This is a genomic window from Actinoplanes sp. NPDC049802 (assembly GCF_040656595.1).
GTDB lineage: Bacteria > Actinomycetota > Actinomycetes > Mycobacteriales > Micromonosporaceae > Actinoplanes.
Genome location: NZ_JBFAMR010000008.1, coordinates 45,094 through 62,006 on the forward strand (window position 1 = coordinate 45,094; position 16,913 = coordinate 62,006).

15 protein-coding genes and 1 riboswitch are annotated in these 16,913 nt (G+C 71.7%); of the genes, 9 read left to right on the forward strand and 6 right to left on the reverse strand.

Features of this window, described 5'->3' with window-relative positions; translation table 11 throughout:
* Positions 1 to 3 precede the first annotated feature (3 nt).
* Positions 4 to 690 (forward strand): phosphatase PAP2 family protein, encoded by a 687-nt coding sequence (locus tag AB0I88_RS08085; RefSeq protein ID WP_361020037.1) that lies wholly within the window; start codon positions 4 to 6, stop codon positions 688 to 690.
* On the opposite strand, the gene nagA is transcribed toward AB0I88_RS08085, so the two are convergent.
* Genes nagA through AB0I88_RS08100 form a run of 3 tightly spaced genes read right to left on the reverse strand, consistent with a single transcriptional unit; the run spans position 687 to position 3,636 of the window.
* The gene (gene nagA / locus AB0I88_RS08090) at positions 687 to 1,781 is read right to left on the reverse strand and encodes an N-acetylglucosamine-6-phosphate deacetylase (protein WP_361020039.1); all 1,095 of its coding nucleotides are present in this window, start codon (positions 1,779 to 1,781) and stop codon (positions 687 to 689) included. The two genes, AB0I88_RS08085 and nagA, sit on opposite strands and share 4 nt — an antisense overlap.
* Positions 1,778 to 2,704 carry an ROK family protein gene (locus tag AB0I88_RS08095; RefSeq protein WP_361020310.1) on the reverse strand — a complete coding sequence of 309 codons (927 nt, stop codon included), beginning with the start codon at positions 2,702 to 2,704 and terminating at the stop codon, positions 1,778 to 1,780. The genes nagA and AB0I88_RS08095 overlap by 4 nt, the downstream gene beginning before the upstream one ends.
* 8 nt (positions 2,705 to 2,712) lie before the next feature.
* Positions 2,713 to 3,636 carry a sugar isomerase gene (locus tag AB0I88_RS08100; RefSeq protein ID WP_361020041.1) on the reverse strand — a complete coding sequence of 308 codons (924 nt, stop codon included), beginning with the start codon at positions 3,634 to 3,636 and terminating at the stop codon, positions 2,713 to 2,715.
* A gap of 190 nt (positions 3,637 to 3,826) precedes the next feature.
* Here AB0I88_RS08100 and AB0I88_RS08105 point away from each other — a divergent pair, with 190 nt between their 5' ends.
* Positions 3,827 to 4,612, forward strand: a complete 786-nt coding sequence (locus AB0I88_RS08105; protein WP_361020043.1) for a DeoR/GlpR family DNA-binding transcription regulator — start codon at positions 3,827 to 3,829, stop codon at positions 4,610 to 4,612.
* Positions 4,613 to 4,732: 120 nt separating this feature from the next.
* Positions 4,733 to 5,077 carry a DUF3263 domain-containing protein gene (locus AB0I88_RS08110; protein WP_361020044.1) on the forward strand — a complete coding sequence of 115 codons (345 nt, stop codon included), beginning with the start codon at positions 4,733 to 4,735 and terminating at the stop codon, positions 5,075 to 5,077.
* A 31-nt stretch (positions 5,078 to 5,108) separates the two neighbouring features.
* Here the strand turns inward: AB0I88_RS08110 and AB0I88_RS08115 are convergent, their stop codons facing one another.
* Positions 5,109 to 7,319, reverse strand: coding sequence for an AAA family ATPase (locus tag AB0I88_RS08115; RefSeq protein WP_361020046.1), 2,211 nt, complete (start codon positions 7,317 to 7,319; stop codon positions 5,109 to 5,111).
* Between the two features lie 71 nt (positions 7,320 to 7,390).
* Here AB0I88_RS08115 and AB0I88_RS08120 point away from each other — a divergent pair, with 71 nt between their 5' ends.
* The 4 genes from AB0I88_RS08120 to thrC all read left to right on the forward strand — a co-directional run bounded on the left by AB0I88_RS08120 (position 7,391) and on the right by thrC (position 13,528).
* The gene (locus tag AB0I88_RS08120) at positions 7,391 to 7,981 is read left to right on the forward strand and encodes a hypothetical protein (RefSeq protein ID WP_361020048.1); all 591 of its coding nucleotides are present in this window, start codon (positions 7,391 to 7,393) and stop codon (positions 7,979 to 7,981) included.
* A gap of 47 nt (positions 7,982 to 8,028) precedes the next feature.
* Positions 8,029 to 10,779, forward strand: a complete 2,751-nt coding sequence (locus tag AB0I88_RS08125) for an alpha/beta fold hydrolase (protein ID WP_361020050.1) — start codon at positions 8,029 to 8,031, stop codon at positions 10,777 to 10,779.
* Positions 10,776 to 11,669 carry an ABC transporter permease subunit gene (locus tag AB0I88_RS08130; protein WP_361020052.1) on the forward strand — a complete coding sequence of 298 codons (894 nt, stop codon included), beginning with the start codon at positions 10,776 to 10,778 and terminating at the stop codon, positions 11,667 to 11,669. The genes AB0I88_RS08125 and AB0I88_RS08130 overlap by 4 nt, the downstream gene beginning before the upstream one ends.
* A gap of 426 nt (positions 11,670 to 12,095) precedes the next feature.
* Positions 12,096 to 12,235, forward strand: a riboswitch (SAM riboswitch).
* A 9-nt stretch (positions 12,236 to 12,244) separates the two neighbouring features.
* Positions 12,245 to 13,528 carry a threonine synthase gene (thrC, locus tag AB0I88_RS08135; protein WP_361020054.1) on the forward strand — a complete coding sequence of 428 codons (1,284 nt, stop codon included), beginning with the start codon at positions 12,245 to 12,247 and terminating at the stop codon, positions 13,526 to 13,528.
* Positions 13,529 to 13,705: 177 nt separating this feature from the next.
* On the opposite strand, the gene AB0I88_RS08140 is transcribed toward thrC, so the two are convergent.
* Both AB0I88_RS08140 and AB0I88_RS08145 read right to left on the reverse strand, forming a co-directional pair.
* On the reverse strand, positions 13,706 to 14,164 hold the full coding sequence (locus AB0I88_RS08140) for a hypothetical protein (protein ID WP_361020056.1): 459 nt from the start codon (positions 14,162 to 14,164) through the stop codon (positions 13,706 to 13,708).
* Positions 14,165 to 14,184: 20 nt separating this feature from the next.
* Positions 14,185 to 14,688 (reverse strand): GNAT family N-acetyltransferase, encoded by a 504-nt coding sequence (locus AB0I88_RS08145; RefSeq protein ID WP_361020058.1) that lies wholly within the window; start codon positions 14,686 to 14,688, stop codon positions 14,185 to 14,187.
* Positions 14,689 to 14,734: 46 nt separating this feature from the next.
* Here AB0I88_RS08145 and AB0I88_RS08150 point away from each other — a divergent pair, with 46 nt between their 5' ends.
* Positions 14,735 to 14,965 (forward strand): hypothetical protein, encoded by a 231-nt coding sequence (locus tag AB0I88_RS08150; RefSeq protein WP_361020060.1) that lies wholly within the window; start codon positions 14,735 to 14,737, stop codon positions 14,963 to 14,965.
* Between the two features lie 299 nt (positions 14,966 to 15,264).
* Positions 15,265 to 16,887 (forward strand): chaperonin GroEL, encoded by a 1,623-nt coding sequence (gene groL, locus AB0I88_RS08155; protein WP_361020062.1) that lies wholly within the window; start codon positions 15,265 to 15,267, stop codon positions 16,885 to 16,887.
* The last annotated feature ends 26 nt before the right edge of the window (positions 16,888 to 16,913 follow it).

Genomic DNA, 16,913 nt, shown 5'->3' on the forward strand with positions numbered 1-16,913 from the left:
GGGGTGAGCGACAAGATCGGTAAGAGCTGGTGGCCCGAGGTGGCGGCGCTCGTGGCCTTCGCCGCGCTGACCCTGGCCCTGATCCGCGGCCACCTGCTGGACCTGGACCAGCGGGTGGCCGATTGGGTGTTCGCCCACGATCCGGCGCCGGTGTACGGGACCGCCCGGGTGTTCAACTACCTGGGCCAGGGCGGTCAGGTGCTGATGCCGGTCACGCTGATCCTGACCGGGGTGCTGTTCTGGCGTACCCGATCGGTTCGTGCCCTGTTGCCGTTCGCGGTCACGTTCGTGCTCACCTACTGCACCATCGGCCCAGCCAAGATCTACTTCGACCGGGCGGCGCCGAAGTTCCCCTTGGAGAACCGGACGGTCATGTTCAATCCGGACGCCGCCGGCGCGCTGTCGATGAGCTACCCGTCCGGGCACGTCGCCAACTCGCTGGTCTGGTTCGCGGTGATCGGCCTGCTGCTGGTCGCGCTGATCGGCCGGGAGCTGACCCGCCGCGAGTGGCTGCTGCTGCGGGTCGTGCCGGTCGTGGTCGTCTTCGTGACCACGGTCTACACCGGCTTCCACTGGCTGACCGACTCCGTCGCGGCGCTCTTCCTCGGCTTCGTCCTGGCGCGCCTGCTGCAACGGGTTCCCTGGGACCGGGTCCCGTTGCCGGGACTCCTGAGCCGATGGGAGCGCTAGATCCAGTCGCCTGACCGCATCACCCGGCGCAGCGTCAGGTCGGCCGAGAGCACCACGACGTCCGCCCGCAGGCCCGGCTCCAGCGCGCCCAGCGTGCCCGCCAGCCCGAGAAGCCGGGCCGGGGTGGTCGACGCCATCGTCACGGCGTCCACCAGCGGCAGCCCGGCGGCCACCGTGTTGCGCAGCGCCACGTCCATGGTCAGCGTGCTGCCGGCGATCGCCCCGTTGTGGGCGAGCCGGGCCACCCGGTCGGCGACCACGACCTGCTGGCCACCCAGTTCGTAACGCCCGTCCGGCATGCCGGTGGCGTCCATCGCGTCGGTGACCAGCACCGCCCGGTCCGGTCCGGTGCTGCCGGCGGCGAACGCCAGCATCCCCGGATGCAGGTGGATGTTGTCGGCGATCAGCTCGCAGACCGCGGTGGAGGAGAGCAGTCCGACGACCGGGCCCGGTTCCCGGTGGTGCGGCGGGCGCATGCCGTTGAACAGGTGGGTGGCGACGGTCGCGCCGGCCGCCACTCCGGCGTGCGTCTGGTCGTACGTCGCGTCGGTGTGCCCGATCGCCGCGATGACCCCGCCGCGGCGCAGCAGTCCGATCGCCTCCGGGGCGCCGGGCAGTTCGGGGGCGATGGTCATCATCCGTACCGCCCCGTCACCCACCTCGACCAGCTCGGCGATCTCGGCCGTCGACGGGTCCCGCAGATATGCCGGGTTCTGCGCCCCGCAGCGGGCGTGCGACAGGTACGGCCCCTCGAAGTGGATCCCGGCGAGCACCCCCTCGGCGACCAGCGGCCGGTATTCGGCGGTGGCCGACCGCATCAGTTCGAACGGCGAGCTGACCAGGCTGGCCAGCATCGTCGTGGTGCCGTGGCCCAGGTGGAACGCGGCCGCCTTGCGGGCCGCGCCGGCGTCGCCGGTGGTGAACGTGTGCCCGCCGCCGCCGTGGCAGTGGATGTCCACGAAGCCGGGCACGATCACGTCGTCGCCGACCGTGTCGTCCGGGACGATCGCCGCGATGGTGTCGCCGTCGAGGTCCAGGTGGCCGGGGACGATCGTGCCGGAGGTGACGATCCGGCCGGAGATGCGAGTCACGGGGTCTCTTTCAGGGAGTCGAGAGCGAGCAGGGCGGAGCCCAGGCACCCGGCGGCGTCGCCCAGCTCCGCGCGGACGATCTCGGGGGAGCGGTGGAAGGTGACCCGCTCGGCGACCGCGGCGCGGACCGGGGCGAGCAGGTCGTCACCGGCCTCGGCCAGCCCGCCGCCGAGCACCACCACGCCGACGTCGTAGAGCGCCTGAGCGGTGATCAGGCCGTCCGCGAGCGCCTCCACGGCGTCCTGCCAGACCCGCCGGGCCAGCTCGTCGCCGCGGACCGCCCGGGTGGCCACGTCGAAGGCGGTGGCGGTGGGGTCGCCGGACAGTTCCGCGTACCGCCGGCCGACCGCCTTGGCCGAGGCCTCCGCCTCCAGGCAGCCGCGCAGCCCGCAACCGCAGGGCGTGCCACCCGGCCGGACCACGACGTGCCCGAGCTCGCCGGCCGCGCCGTGGGCTCCCGGATAGCCGCTGCCGTCGATCACCAGACCGCCGGCGATACCGGTGCCGATCGCCACGAACAGCACGTGCCGCCGTCCTCGGCCGGCGCCCAGGCGGGCCTCGGCGAGAGCGCCCACCCGTACGTCGTGGCCGAGCGCGGCGGGCATCCCCAGCCGGCGCACGGCCAAATCCCGCAGGGGTACGTCACGGAAGCCCACATTCGCCGACCAGACCGCGACGCCGCCCAGCTCGTCGACCACGCCGGGCACCGCGATGCCCGTGGCGACCGGGGTGAGCCCGTCGGCGCGGGCCTTGCCGGCCAGCGACTCGGCGACGCCCAGGATCGACTCGGTGACCGCCTCCGGACCGCGTTCGGCCCGGGTCGGGTGCCGCTCCTCGTGGTGAACCGTGCCGTCCGGCCGGACCAGGGCGCATTTCATCCCGGTGCCGCCCACGTCCAGGGCGACGACGACGCTGGGGCTCACGCTTTCGTTCACCCGAGGATGACGGAGCGGCTGAGGTTGCGCGGGTTGTCCGGGTCCAGGCCCTGGGTGGTGGCCAGGGCCACGGCCACCCGCTGGGCCAGGATCAGGTCGGCCATCGGGTCGAGCGGGGCCCGCCCGCCCACCCAGCGGCCGATCGAGCCGTACCCGCCGTGGTGGCGGCTGTGCACGAAGGCGGCGCCGGTGATCTCCACCTGCTCGGCGAGGCCCTCCGGCACGTCACCGAACGCCCACACCACGCGGCGCGGCCCGGCGATCGCGATGGGCCCGTGCCGGTAGTCCATCGCCGGGTACGACTCGGTCCAGAACCCGGCGGTCTCCCGGCACTTGAGGGCGGCCTCCTCGGCGAGCCCGACGGTCCAGCCACGGCCGATGAAGGTGATCTGGTCGAAGAGGGCCGGGTGCACCGGGAGCGGGAGGCGGGTCGCCACCTCGGCGTCCGCGGCGGCGGCCTCGATGTCGTGGCCCAGGTGGGCCCGCAGAGCGGCCAGCACACTCGTCGCGAAACGGGTCTGCACCACGGACTTCTCGTCGGCGAAGTCGAGCACCACGGTCTCGTTCGCGATCTCGGCGGCCGGCTGTGAGCCGTCGGCGGTGAAGACGGTCACCGGGGTGTGCTCACCGACGGCACGCATCACGTCGAGGGTCTCGGTGGTGGTGCCGGACCGGGTGATCGCCAGCAGACGGTCGTAGCGCCGGCCGTACGGGAAGTCGGACGCCTGGAACGCGTCGGTCTCGCCCTGCCCGGCCTGCTCGCGGAGCACCGCGTACGACTTCGCCATGAACCAGGATGTCCCGCACCCGACGACGGCGACCCGTTCGTCCTGCCGGGGCAGCCCAGGCGCCCCGGCTAGTTTCGCCGCTTGCCGCCAGCACTCCGGCTGTGTGGCGATCTCCGCTTTGACATGGCTCATGTCTTTTCCTCACCGGTTGATGCTGCGCATTCGCGCTCGGTTCCCGGGACTTTCGCGCGCTATTGTGCTCACGAGGCCGTCGACGGGGCAAGCGACAAAGGTCCTTCGCGCAACGGTTACCTTTGCTTCCGGGTCTTTCGCGCACTAATGTGCACACACTTATCATGCAACGTGCATCGGGGAGTGGTGGGTGGACCGGTACGCGCGGTGGAATGCCCTGCTCGAATTACTCACGGAGAGCGGCCGGGTAACCGTCGAGGAGGCCTCCGAGCGTCTCGACGTGTCCCAGGCCACCATCCGGCGTGACTTCGACCAGCTCGCCCAGCAACAGATGATCACCCGAACCCGGGGCGGGGCGGTCGCCAACGGGGTCTCGTACGATCTGCCGCTGCGCTACAAGAGCGCCAAGCACTCCGCCGAGAAGCAGCGCATCGGTGAGGCCGCCGCACGCCTGGTCACCCCCGGCACGGTGGTCGGACTCAACGGCGGCACCACGATCACCGAGGTGGCCCGGGCGCTGGCCGTCCGCCCCGACCTCAACGCCGGCGGCGAGGGCTCCCAGCTCACCGTCGTCACCAACGCCCTGAACATCGCCAACGAGCTGCTGCTCCGCTCGCGCATGAAGATCGTCGTGGCCGGTGGCGTGGTCCGCCCGCAGTCCTTCGAGGTGGTCGGCCCGCTCGGCGGCGCCCTCCTCAAGGAGGTCACGCTGGACATCGTGCTGCTCGGTGTGGACGCCCTGGACGTCGAGCTCGGCGCCGCCTCCCACCACGAGGGCGAGGCGTCGATGAACAGCCTGATGGTGGCCCGGGCCAAACGGGTCGTCGTGATCGCCGACTCGTCCAAGCTGGGCGGCCACGCGTTCGCCCGGATCTGCCCGATCACCAAGGTTGAGACCCTGGTCACCGATTCCGGGGCGCCGCCGGCGGTGCTGGCCGCCTTCCGGGATGCCGGAGTCGACGTCATCACAGCCTGAAACACCTAAGGGTGTCAGCAAATTGGACGTTGAGTAGCCACGCGGTCGCCTGAGGTAGCGTCTGCGGGGATCTTCGGTGCGACCTATGCTGAGGATCCCTCGTCAAATCCGTGGTCACCGATGTCGTCTGGGAGCGCCATGCAGCCCGCCGCCGAACCGACCAGGGAGCAGCCGGCCGTCCCCGCCCCGCGTGCGGCGGAACCCGGAACCGCGCCCGCCGAACACGTCGAGGCCACCGGCCTGACCGACCGGGAGCTGGAGATCCTCGCCTTCGAGGGCAAGTGGTGGAAACACGCGGGCGCCAAGGAGCAGGCCATCCGGGACACCTTCGGCCTCTCCTCGACCCGCTACTACCAGCTCCTCAACGGCCTGCTCGACAACCCGGCCGCCCTCCAGCAGGACCCGGTCCTGGTCGGACGGCTGCGCCGCCTCCGCACGGCGCGCGCCCGCACCCGCCGCCGTTAGGCTCTGTCGCGCGGATCACGCGACAGAGCCTCTAGGGCTGATGGGTCTCGGCGTAGGCGGCGAGCCAGGCCACCTGCGCGGGATCCAGCGAGGCCCGCACCCGGGACCGGGCGGTCGCCACGTTCGCCGCGGTCACCGTGGACGCCTCCAGGGACTCACGCATGGCGGCCAGCGCCGACTCCCGGATCAGCGCCGCACAGTCGGCCGCCGAGAAGCCCTCCAGATCCGCGCCCAGCTCGTCCAGGTCGACCGCGTCGTCCAGCGGCACCGCCTTGGACGACGCCCGCAGGATCGCCGCCCGCGCCCGCCCGTCCGGCGGCGGCACGTAGACCAGGCGCTCCAGCCGGCCGGGCCGCAGCAGCGCCGGGTCGATCAGGTCGGGCCGGTTGGTCGCCCCGATCACCACGACGTTGCGCAGATCCTCGACACCGTCCAGCTCGGTCAGCAGGGCGGCCACCACCCGGTCGGTGACACCGCCGTCGCTGCCCTGACCGCGGGCCGGGGCGAGCGCGTCCACCTCGTCCAGGAAGACCAGGGTGGGCGCGGCCTCCCGGGCCCGGCGGAACAGCTCCCGCACCGCCCGCTCGCTGTCACCCACCCACTTGCTGAGCAGCTCGGCGCCCTTCACCGACAGCACATTCGCCTTGCCGGTCCCGGCGATCGCCTTCACCAGGTACGTCTTCCCGCACCCGGGCGGACCGTAGAGCAGCACCCCACGCGGCGGCGAGACACCGAGCCGGGCGAACGTGTCCGGATAGGTCAGCGGCCACAGCACCGACTCGGTGAGCACCTGCTTCACCTCGGCCATGTCACCCACGTCGTCGAGGGTCACGGCCGCCACCTCCAGGGTGGACTCGGCCATCGAAGTGGGCCGGACCACGTCGAGAGCCGCCTCGAAGTCGGCCATCGTCACGGTCGGCGACTCGGCGTCCTTCTGCCGCAACGCGGCCCGCACCCCGGCCTCCCGGGCCAGCGCGCCCAGATCGGCGGCCACGAAACCGGGGGTACGCCCGGCGACCTCGTCCAACCGCACGTCCTCGGCCAGCGGCATGCCCCGGGTCAGCACGCCCAGCTGCTCGCGCCGCATCGCCGAGTCCGGCAGCGGCACGGTCAACTGGACGGCGAGCAGGTCGGGCGCGCGCAGCGACGGGTCCACCGACTCGGGCTTGCTGGTGGTGCAGACGACCGCCGTACCGGCCGCCACCGTCTCGGCCAGCACCTGCCGGAACACCGTGGAGATCGGCCCCGGCTCCTCGCGCGGCGCCAGCGCCTCCACGTCCGAGATCACCAGCACGGCGGGGCCGTCTCCGCGTACCTCCGTGGCGAGCTCGCGCAGCCGGGCGGCCGCCGCACTGTTGGTGAGCGCGGCCAGCGCCGGCGCCCACACCGTGCGCACCCGCGCGCCGACCACGGCGCCGACCGCCCGGACCAGCGCGGACTTGCCCGATCCGGCGGGGCCGGAGACGAGGACGCCGAGCGTCACCCGGGTGCCCAGCCGGGTCAGCACCTCCCGGTGGTGGAAGCCCAGGTCGAGCAGCTCCTCCAGCTCCTTGGCCTGGGAGCGCAGCCCGGGCAGGTCGTCCAGGCTGGGCGGCGGCACCTCCGGGTCGGAGGAGGCGGGCGCCTCGGCCGGAACCCGCCGGGTCGCCACGGTCCCGGCGGCGACCGCGGCGGGACCGTCCCGCCAGCCGACCACGGTGTCCATGGTGACCAGCGAGGCGTCTCCGCCGGCGACCTCGGTCACCCGCAGCAGGGTGCTGGTCCAGGCATACCCCACCCGGTTGGCGAGGCTGCGCCGGGCCGCCTCCACCAGCGGGCGGTGCCCGGCGTCCGGCAGCACGTCCTGCGGCAGCAGCGAGACGTCGTCGCCGGTGCTGACCACCTTGCCGAGCAGGGCCAGGCGCAGCATCTCGGGGGAGACCACGGCCACCACCTCGGGCGGCCCGGACAGCATCACCCGGTCGGCCTGCACCACCGGCGTCCCGGTGACGGTGACCCGGCCGCCGTCACGCATGCCGAGATTGCCCAGGGTCAGATCGTCGGCGTAGAGCAGGCCGCGCCCGGCGTTCGGCTCGGCCCGGGCCACGATGCCCGCCGTGGTCCGGTTGCCGGTCAGCCGGACCGGGTCGCCGGGGCGCAGGTCCAGCGCCGCCATCACCTCCGGATGCAAGCGCACGATGCCACGCCTGGCATCCAGCGCGGCAGGCCGTAAGGTCACGGTCAGCGTGAGATCATCAGCCACCGGGCGTGCCTCCGATTGATCGTCTGGGCCATCTGGTTCGTCCACGCTATCCGCCGAGGGGTAGTCCACTGATGAGGCGTAGACCGCTTGTCGCACTGACGATGGCGCTGGCCGTGCTGTCCGGCTGCACCGGCGACCCGGACACCCCGGCGCCCTCCGCCACCGCCCCGGCCGCCTCCCCGGGAATCAGCCTCGACATGCCGCCGGCCAGCTTCGGCCCGTCCCCGCCGGAACCCACACCCTCCGGCAAGCTGAGCATCAGCGCGGCCGGGTACGGCCCGTTCCGGATCGGGATGACCCAGCAGGAGATCACCGACGCCGGACTGGTCACCGGACTGACCCCCAACGGGTGCGGCAGGGCCGGCGGGTTCACCGGCGCGCCGGAGACCGATGTCTGGGGCGGAGAACTCGTCCGGGTGCGGGTCACCGATCCCACCGTCACCACGACCGGGAACGTGGCGATCGGGGCGACCGTCGACGACGTGCGGGCCGCGTACCCGTCCGGCCGGGCGGTGACCGGGACCGGCGGCGTCACCGGCTGGCTCGTCGTGGACGGGACCGGCGCGCTGCTCCTGGAACTCGCCGGCGGGACGGTGAGCGCCCTGACCGCCGGTGACGCCACCACCGTCGAGAAGGTCTTCACCGGCGAAAGGGGTTGCTGAGAGAACCCTCAGCACCCACACAGGGCTTTCCGGCTAGCGTTTGCGCCATGTCTGCCCTGACCGCCGGGTTGCGCCGCGCGCTGCCCCGGCTCAACCGGCGCCGGGCCGTTCCCGCGGCCGCCGCCCTCGTGGTGCTCGCCGCCGCCGCAGTCTGGGCCGTCCGGCCCACGCCCGACGCCTGGACCACCGAGGACCTCCGGCTCGCCGGTGACGCCGTCGAACTGGACGCCCGCCTCTACCTGCCGGCCGACCGGGACGGCAAGGTGCCCGCCGTCCTGCTCGCGCACGGCTTCGGCGGCTCCAAGGAGACCGTCCGCGACGACGCCGAATCCCTCGCCGAACGCGGGTACGCCGTCCTGGCGTACACCGCTCGCGGGTTCGGGCGCAGCACCGGCGAGATCCACCTGAACAGCCCGGACCACGAGGTCGAGGACGCCCAGCGGCTGCTCGACTGGCTGGCCACCCGGCCCGAGGTGACCACCGACGCCGCCGGGGACCCGAAGGTCGCCGTCGTCGGCGGCTCGTACGGCGGAGCCCTGGCCCTGCTCCTCGCCGGCCAGGACCAGCGGGTCGACGCGATCGTCCCGTCGATCACCTGGAACGACCTGGGCAGCGCCCTCGTCCCGCAGTCGGCGGGCACCGACGCGGCCGGCGTCTTCAAGAAGAGCTGGGCCGGCTACTTCTTCGGCAACGGCACGGCGTCGCTGGAGACCGGCGGCCGCGGCGGACCGCCGGAGGCCCCGCCGGGTGACCCCGCCTGCGGCCGGTTCGCCGCCGACATCTGCGCCGCCTACCTCCAGATGGCCACCACCGGCATCCCCGACGAGAACACCCTGGCGCTGCTGCGCAAGTCCAGCCCGGCCACCGTCCTCGACCGGATCAAGGCGCCGACGCTGCTGATCCAGGGCGCCGTCGACACGCTCTTCCCGCTCTCCGAGGCGGACGCCAACGCGAAAGGCATCGCCGCGGCCGGCACCCCGGTGCGGGTCGCCTGGTTCACCGGCGGCCACGACGGCGGCGAAGGGCCCACCTCCGACTCCGACCGGCTCAAGTACCTGACGGTGCAGTGGCTCGACCACTACCTCAAGGGCGAGGGCGAAGCCCCCGGCGACGACTTCACCTGGTCCCAGGTGGCCGGATTCAGCGCGCTCGACCGCGGGCTGGTCACCAACGGCTACTCCGCGGACGCGTACCCCGGATTGAGCGGGACCGGAAGCACCCCGGTGACCCTCGCCGGATCGGCGCAGCCGGTCGCCAACCCGCCGAACGGCAATCCCGGCGCCATCTCCTCGATGCCCGGCATCACCAGCCGGCTCAGCTCGCTGCTCAGCGGCAACGTGGCCCTGGACGTGCCCGGCCAGCACGCCGTCTTCGAGTCGGCCCCGCTCACCGCAGCCGCCGACGTGGCCGGATCGCCGACGGTCCGGCTGCGGGCCGCGTCGCCGACCGGTACGGCCGTCGTCTTCGTGAAGCTCTACGACGTCGACGCCAACGGGACCGCCACGCTGAGCGCCGGCCTGGTCGCGCCGGTCCGGCTCACCGGCCTGCCGGCCGACATCGCCCAGGCGCGGCCGGTCACCGTGACGCTTCCGGCGATCGTCCGCCAGATCGATGCCGGTCACACCGTACGCGTCACCGTAGCCACCTCCGACCAGGCGTTCCTCACTCCCGCCCAGCCGACGACGTACACCGTCGCGGTGGATCCGGAACTGACCCTGCCGACGCTGACCGGCGAACCGATCGCCGACCCCGGCGCCCTCTGGTGGTACGTGCTGGCCGGGGTGGTCGCCGCGCTCGTGCTCGGCCTGATCCTGCTGCTCGTGGTGAGCCGCGCCCGGCACCGGCGGCGTGACGTCGCGGTCGTCGCCGAGCACGCCGACACCCCGCTGGTGGTCCGTGGGCTGCGCAAGGCGTACGGGGACGGCTTCGTGGCCGTCCAGGAGATCGACTTCACGGTGGCACGCGGGCAGGTCGTCGGTCTCCTCGGACCGAACGGCGCCGGCAAGACCACCACGCTGCGGGTGCTGATGGGCCTCACCCAGCCGACCGAGGGCGAGATCTTCGTCTTCGGGCACCGGCTGGTCCCCGGCGCCCCGATCCTGTCCCGGGTCGGCGCGCTCGTCGAGGGCCCCGGCTTCCTGCCGCACCTCAGCGGGTACGAGAACTTGAAGGCGTACTGGCAGGCCACCGGCCGGCCGTGGGAGGACGCCAGGTTCGACGAGGCCCTGGAGATCGCCGGACTGGGTGACTCGGTGCACCGCAAGACCCGCAAGTACAGCCACGGTATGCGGCAGCGGCTCGCCATCGCGCAGGCCATGCTGGGCCTGCCCGAGCTGCTGGTCCTCGACGAGCCGACGGACGGGCTGGATCCGCCGCAGATCGCCGAGATGCGCCGCGTCCTGCAGCGGTACGCCACCGACGGCCGGGCGGTGCTCGTCTCCAGCCACCTGCTCGCCGAGGTGGAACAGACCTGCACCCACGCCGTCGTCGTCAACAAGGGGCGGATCGTGGCGTCCGGCCCGGTCGGCGACATCGTCGGCGAGTCCCCGTCGGTGCAGTTGGAGGTGTCCGACGTACCGGCCGCCACCCGGGTCCTCGAGGATCTGGGCGTGCACTCGGTCAAACCCGAGGGCGCGAACGGCCTGATCGTCGACATGAACGGCACGGCCCGCTCGGAGATCGTCGCGTCGCTGGTCGGCGCCGGCATCGGGGTGGACCGGCTGGTGCCGCGCCGCCGCCTGGAGGACGCGTTCCTCTCCCTGGTCGGCGACAACTCACGAGGAAGTGGAGACCGATGAGCGAGCTTGCGAGCGAATCATCGAGCTCGTTGGAGGCCGCGGCCGGCTACCGGCCGTCGCGCACCCTGCCGATCTGGGCCGAGGTGCGGCGCCAGGCGTCGCGCCGGCGCACCCAGATGGCGCTCGGTTTCATGGTGCTGCTGCCGATGATCGTCCTGGCCGCCTTCGAGTTCGGCGGCGGCGGTGACGGCGACGAGGACGGTGACCGCGGCGGCGCGTTCAGCAGCATGGCAGATCTGGCCACCTCCGGCGGTCTGAACTTCGCCCTCTTCGGCCTGGCCGTCTCCGCGGGCTTCCTGCTGGTCGTGGTGGTCGCCCTGTTCTTCGGCGACACGGTCGCCAGCGAGGCCAGCTGGGGCAGCCTGCGCTATCTGCTCGCCATCCCGGTCCCGCGGGCCCGGCTGCTCGGCGTCAAGCTGATCGTGGCGGCCGCCTACTCCCTGGTCGCCCTGCTTCTGCTCACCGGCACCGGCCTGCTGATCGGGACCCTCCGTTACGGCTGGTCCCCGCTGGGCAGCACGATCGCCGCCGAGATCCCACCCGCCGAAGGGCTGCTCCGCCTGCTGGCCATCCTCGCCTACCTGGCGACCACCCTGCTGGTGGTGGCGGGCCTGGCCTTCCTGCTCTCGGTCCTCACCGACGCCGCTCTCGGCGCGGTGGGCGGCGCCGTCCTCCTGTGGATCCTGTCCAGCATTCTGGACCAGATCGAGGCCCTCGGCGGCATCCGCAACGCGCTGCCCACCCACTACACGGACGCATGGATGGGCCTGCTCTCCACCCCGGTCCAGACCGAGGACCTGGCCAAGGGTGCCATCTCCGCGGTCGTCTACGCCACCCTGTTCTGGGGGATCGCCTTCTACCGCTTCACCCGAAAAGACGTAACTTCCTAAAACCCCCATATCGTACGCACGACGCCGAGTCCCGTCCGTCGCGGCGGCCACTGCGGGCGCGACTCCAGGCCGTCCCCGCCGCCCGCTCATGAGAGCGGGCGGCCTCCGGCCGCGCCCACCACGGCCAGCCGGGTTTCGAGCGCAACCGCTCACGCACGTCGCGCGGGGTGGCTCGTGTCTTGGACGCGCCAGCGGCCAGCGAGTCACACCGGGCCCTCGGCGGGAGCAGCGGTCCGCACCCACCACCCCGCTGCGACAGGAATTTGATCTTGACCTGGAACGTCGGGCCGCCAAGAAGGGGCTTTTGTTGGCATTCGGGGAGCGGGAGCGAAATCCGGGGCGGCGCCGGAAGGAAGTGGCTCACACCTCGGGAACTCGGTATGGAGATCCCGGAATCTCGTCGTAAGGTGTGGGAAACAACTGAATACCTCATCCAGAGGGGCAGAGGGATACGGCCCGACGAAGCCCCGGCAACCACCACGCATGACTCTCGATGACGAGGCAGCGACGTGGCAGGTGCTAATTCCGTCCCCGTTTCGGCAGGTCGCCGCGGGGAAAGATGAGAGGAAACTCTAGTGACGTCTGTCGTCGACGCACCCTCCACCACCTCCGCCTCGCCCGCTCGCGGGCTGATCTGTCGCGCTTGTGGCGCCGAGTACCCGTTGGCCGCGCAGCACGCCTGTTACGAGTGTTTCGGCCCGCTCGAGGTCGCCTACGACGAGGCGGCGCTCGCGCGGGTGACCCGGGCCCAGATCGAGGCGGGCCCGCAGAACATCTGGCGTTACGCGCCTCTGCTCCCGGCCGGCCAGGACCCGGACGCCCGGGTGACCCTGGACCCGGGCATGACGCCGCTGGTGAGCGCCCCGGCGCTGGCCGCCGCGCTCGGCATCCGGGCCCCGCTGTGGGTGAAGGACGACTCGCAGAACCCGACGCACTCGTTCAAGGACCGGGTCGTCTCGGTGGCGCTGACCGCCGCCAAGCAGCTGGGGTTCAACCGGTTCTCCTGCGCCTCGACCGGCAACCTGGCGAACTCGGTGGCCGCCCACGCGGCCCGCGCCGGTGTCCCGAGCATCGTGTTCATCCCGGCCGACCTGGAGCAGGGCAAGATCATCACGACCGCGGTGTACGGCGGGGACCTGGTGGCCATCCAGGGCTCCTACGACGACGTGAACCGGCTGTGCAGCGAGCTCGTGGAGACCGACGAGTTCGAGGACACCGCTTTCGTCAACGTGAACGTCCGCCCGTTCTACGCCGAGGGCTCCAAGACGCTGGGCTACGAGGTGGCCGAGCAGCTGGGCTGGCGCATCCCGGCCCAGGTGGTCATCCCGATGGCGTCCGGTGAGCTGCTCACCAAGGTGGACAAGGCGTTCTCCGAGCTGGTCGAGATCGGACTCGTCGAGGCCCCCGAGGACGGCTGGACCGTCTTCGGCGCCCAGTCGGAGGGCTGCAACCCGATCGCCGTGGCGCTGCACGCCGACACCGACGTGATCACCCCGGTGAAGCCGACCGGCATCGCCAAGTCGCTGAACATCGGCGACCCCGCCGCCGGGCCGTACGCGATCGAGGCCGTCCGCCGCACCGGCGGCTGGATGGACTACGCGAACGACGACGAGATCCGGGCCGGCATCCGGCTGCTCGCCGAGACGACCGGCGTCTTCGCCGAGACGGCCGGCGGCACCACGGTGGCGGTGCTGAAGAAACTGGTGGAGAGCGGCAAGCTGGACCCCACCAAGGAGACGGTCGTCTACAACACGGGCGAGGGTCTGAAGACTCTGGACGCGGTCGCCGGCCAGGTTGGACCGACACACGCGATCAAACCGTCGCTGCGGGGCGCTCGCGACGCCGGCCTGCTCGGATAACTGTCGGTAATCGGCGATCAGCCGGTTGTCGAAAATCCCTCCTCCGAGGACTTGCACTCCGATCTCCGGATCGGCAGGATGCTCTCTGCGGGAGGACGCGACGCCGTACGAGGCCCCTCACCTGAGCTTGGCGACAATCTCCGAGGGTCCCAACGATCCCAGCGCTGACCCATACGGCTACGTGCCCGGAGGCGTTGTGCGTCCGTCCTCCCGACCAAACATTCTGAGTGCCCACGGTCGCAGTGGGAGATCCTCCGGGTAGTGCCCGTCGGCCAGTCCCGCGTTCCGTTCGAACCAGTTGCGCACCCCGTAGGACGTGGTGAGCGCGATCGACCACGCGCACGCCAGCCAGTAGGCGGGCCAGAACAGCGGGCCGAGTACGGCGTACTGGCCGGCGTGCCGGCTCTCGTGCGCCAGCAGCCGGGCCCGCTCCTCGGCGAGCAGCCACTCGGCGGTGCGTCTGGTGAGGACGACCGAACCGATCGTGAAGCAGGTCGCGGGCGGCACCCGGAGCCGGTAGTTCTCGGCGATGAGCACGCCGTGCCGGCCACGGCGGATCCGGGCCCCGGTGGCCAGGGCGACCAGCAGGCCGATGACGGTGGTCCCGTTCACGGCGGTGAGGACGGTGCGCGTCACGTGCCATCCCCGCCCGGCCATCAGACCCGCCGTCGCATCTGGAGCTCGGTGAGCGCCGGGATGGTGGGGTGCCGCAGCCGCACACCGGTGTCGGCGAAACCCAGCTTCTCGTACGCCCGGACGGCCCGCCCGTTGCCGCACACCACCTCGAGCATCAGCTGGTCCCGCCCGGCCGCCACGGACCAGTCGGCGACCGCCTCGACCAACTGCCCGAGCACCTTACCGCCCCGGTACGCCGGAGTCAGGTAGACCGCGAAGATCACCGTGCAGGCCGGTTCGCCGGGCGCCACGGTGCCGCCGGCGTGCCCGATCAGCGGCCCGCCCGGGTCGGCGATGAACTGTGCCGTCTCCGGTCCGAACGACGACTTACGGATCCGCTGCCGGTAGGCCTCGTGCGACCGGGCCGCCGCCTGGGCCACCGTCTCCAGGAACGCGAGGGGACTGTCCGCCAGCATCTCGATCCGCAGAGCCCGCATCCGCCCGGCGTCCTCCGGGGTGACCCGGCGTACGTCCCAGTTCTCCATGGGTCATGCCTACCGCCGCCGCACCCGCCCGGCAACCTGCTTGCCGGTGAACCGGGTTGCGCTGTTCCCGGCGCCCGCCCGCGGCCGGCGCGGACTGCTCCTGGCCGCCTCCGTCGCCCTGCCGCCGTTCTGGTGGGCCGTGAGCACCCTCCCGGTCCCGTGGGCGCAGAGTGTCCTGTGGGCGGTCGGCCTCGTCGCCTGGTCGGTTGCGGCGCTCGTCACGTCGCCCCGGAGGAGCCTCGCGAACCCGCCTGAGCTGGGCGTTCAAGATCGTTAGCGGAATTCGGGGCCGGTCGGCGGGTTTCGCGGGAAGATGGGGTTTCTTGCACTCGCCACCGGAGAGTGCTAAACAAGTGATTGGCACTCGCGCCTGTTGAGTGCCAGCAGGTCGGGACGGTGGGGTTCCGGTCACGATGCTGCCATCGGCATCGGGGCACGGAGCCGGTCGTCGCGGGCTATCCGGCTCGGCCTGAGGACGTCACATCGCCAGGTGGTGACGTCCACAGACTTCCTCAAAGTGCGGAGAGCGGGGCCGACGAGGCCCGGCGCCGCGGATGTCCGGGAGGACAACGCCGTATGGCCAAGATCATCGCATTCGACGAGGAGGCTCGTCGGGGCCTCGAGCGCGGCATGAACCAGCTCGCCGACGCGGTCAAGGTGACCCTCGGTCCCAAGGGCCGCAACGTGGTTCTCGAGAAGAAGTGGGGCGCCCCCACGATCACCAACGATGGTGTATCCATCGCCAAGGAGATCGAGCTCGAGGACCCGTACGAGAAGATCGGCGCCGAGCTGGTCAAGGAGGTCGCGAAGAAGACCGACGACGTCGCCGGTGACGGCACGACGACGGCGACCGTCCTGGCTCAGGCCCTGGTCCGTGAGGGCCTGCGCAACGTCGCCGCCGGCGCGAACCCGATGGCCCTGAAGCGGGGCATCGAGGCCGCCGTCGCCAGCGTCTCCGAGGGCCTTTCGCAGCTCGCGAAGGACGTGGAGACCAAGGAGCAGATCGCCTCCACCGCCTCCATCTCGGCCGGTGACTCCACGGTCGGCGAGATCATCGCCGAGGCCATGGACAAGGTCGGCAAGGAAGGCGTCATCACCGTCGAGGAGAGCAACACCTTCGGTCTGGAGCTGGAGCTCACCGAGGGCATGCGCTTCGACAAGGGCTACATCTCGGCGTACTTCATGACCGACGCCGAGCGGATGGAGGCCGTCTTCGACGACCCCTACATCCTCATCGCGAACAGCAAGATCTCTGCGGTCAAGGACCTGCTGCCGATCCTCGAGAAGGTCATGCAGTCCGGCAAGCCGCTGGTCATCATCGCCGAGGACGTCGAGGGCGAGGCCCTGGCCACCCTGGTCGTCAACAAGGTCCGCGGCACCTTCAAGTCGGTCGCCGTCAAGGCCCCCGGCTTCGGTGACCGTCGCAAGGCCATGCTCGAGGACATCGCCATCCTCACCGGTGGCGCGGTCATCAGCGAGGAGGTCGGCCTCAAGCTGGACGCCGCCGACCTGTCGCTGCTGGGCCAGGCCCGCAAGGTCGTCATCACCAAGGACGAGACCACCGTCGTGGACGGCGCCGGCAACGGCGAGCAGATCCAGGGCCGGGTCAACCAGATCCGCGCCGAGATCGAGCGCTCGGACTCCGACTACGACCGTGAGAAGCTGCAGGAGCGCCTGGCCAAGCTGGCCGGTGGCGTTGCGGTGATCAAGGTCGGCGCGGCCACCGAGGTCGAGCTCAAGGAGCGCAAGCACCGCATCGAGGACGCCGTTCGCAACGCGAAGGCGGCCGTCGAGGAGGGCATCGTCCCGGGTGGTGGCGTCGCGCTGGTGCAGGCCGGCAAGACCGCGTTCGACAAGCTGGACCTGGTCGGCGACGAGGCGACCGGCGCCAACATCGTCAAGGTCGCGCTCGACGCCCCGCTGCGTCAGATCGCCGTGAACGCCGGCCTCGAGGGCGGCGTCGTGGTGGAGAAGGTGCGCAACCTCGCCGCGGGTCACGGCCTCAACGCCGCGACCGGTGAGTACGTGGACCTGCTGGCCGCGGGCATCATCGACCCGGCCAAGGTGACCCGTTCGGCGCTGCAGAACGCCGCGTCGATCGCCGCGCTGTTCCTCACCACCGAGGCCGTCGTGGCCGACAAGCCCGAGAAGACCCCGGCTCCGGCCGGCGCCCCGGGCGGCGGTGACATGGACTTCTGAGTCCATCAGCTCCAAACCGGAAGGCG

Bases quoted from the DNA above. Each gene is read 5' to 3' on its own strand.
- AB0I88_RS08100 (WP_361020041.1), bottom strand. From the start codon at position 3,636: ATGAGCCATGTCAAAGCGGAGATCGCCACACAGCCGGAGTGCTGGCGG.
- groL (WP_361020062.1), top strand. From the start codon at position 15,265: ATGGCCAAGATCATCGCATTCGACGAGGAGGCTCGTCGGGGCCTCGAG.
- AB0I88_RS08110 (WP_361020044.1), top strand. From the start codon at position 4,733: ATGTCGTCTGGGAGCGCCATGCAGCCCGCCGCCGAACCGACCAGGGAG.
- AB0I88_RS08120 (WP_361020048.1), top strand. From the start codon at position 7,391: ATGAGGCGTAGACCGCTTGTCGCACTGACGATGGCGCTGGCCGTGCTG.
- AB0I88_RS08145 (WP_361020058.1), bottom strand. From the start codon at position 14,688: ATGGAGAACTGGGACGTACGCCGGGTCACCCCGGAGGACGCCGGGCGG.
- AB0I88_RS08125 (WP_361020050.1), top strand. From the start codon at position 8,029: ATGTCTGCCCTGACCGCCGGGTTGCGCCGCGCGCTGCCCCGGCTCAAC.
- AB0I88_RS08130 (WP_361020052.1), top strand. From the start codon at position 10,776: ATGAGCGAGCTTGCGAGCGAATCATCGAGCTCGTTGGAGGCCGCGGCC.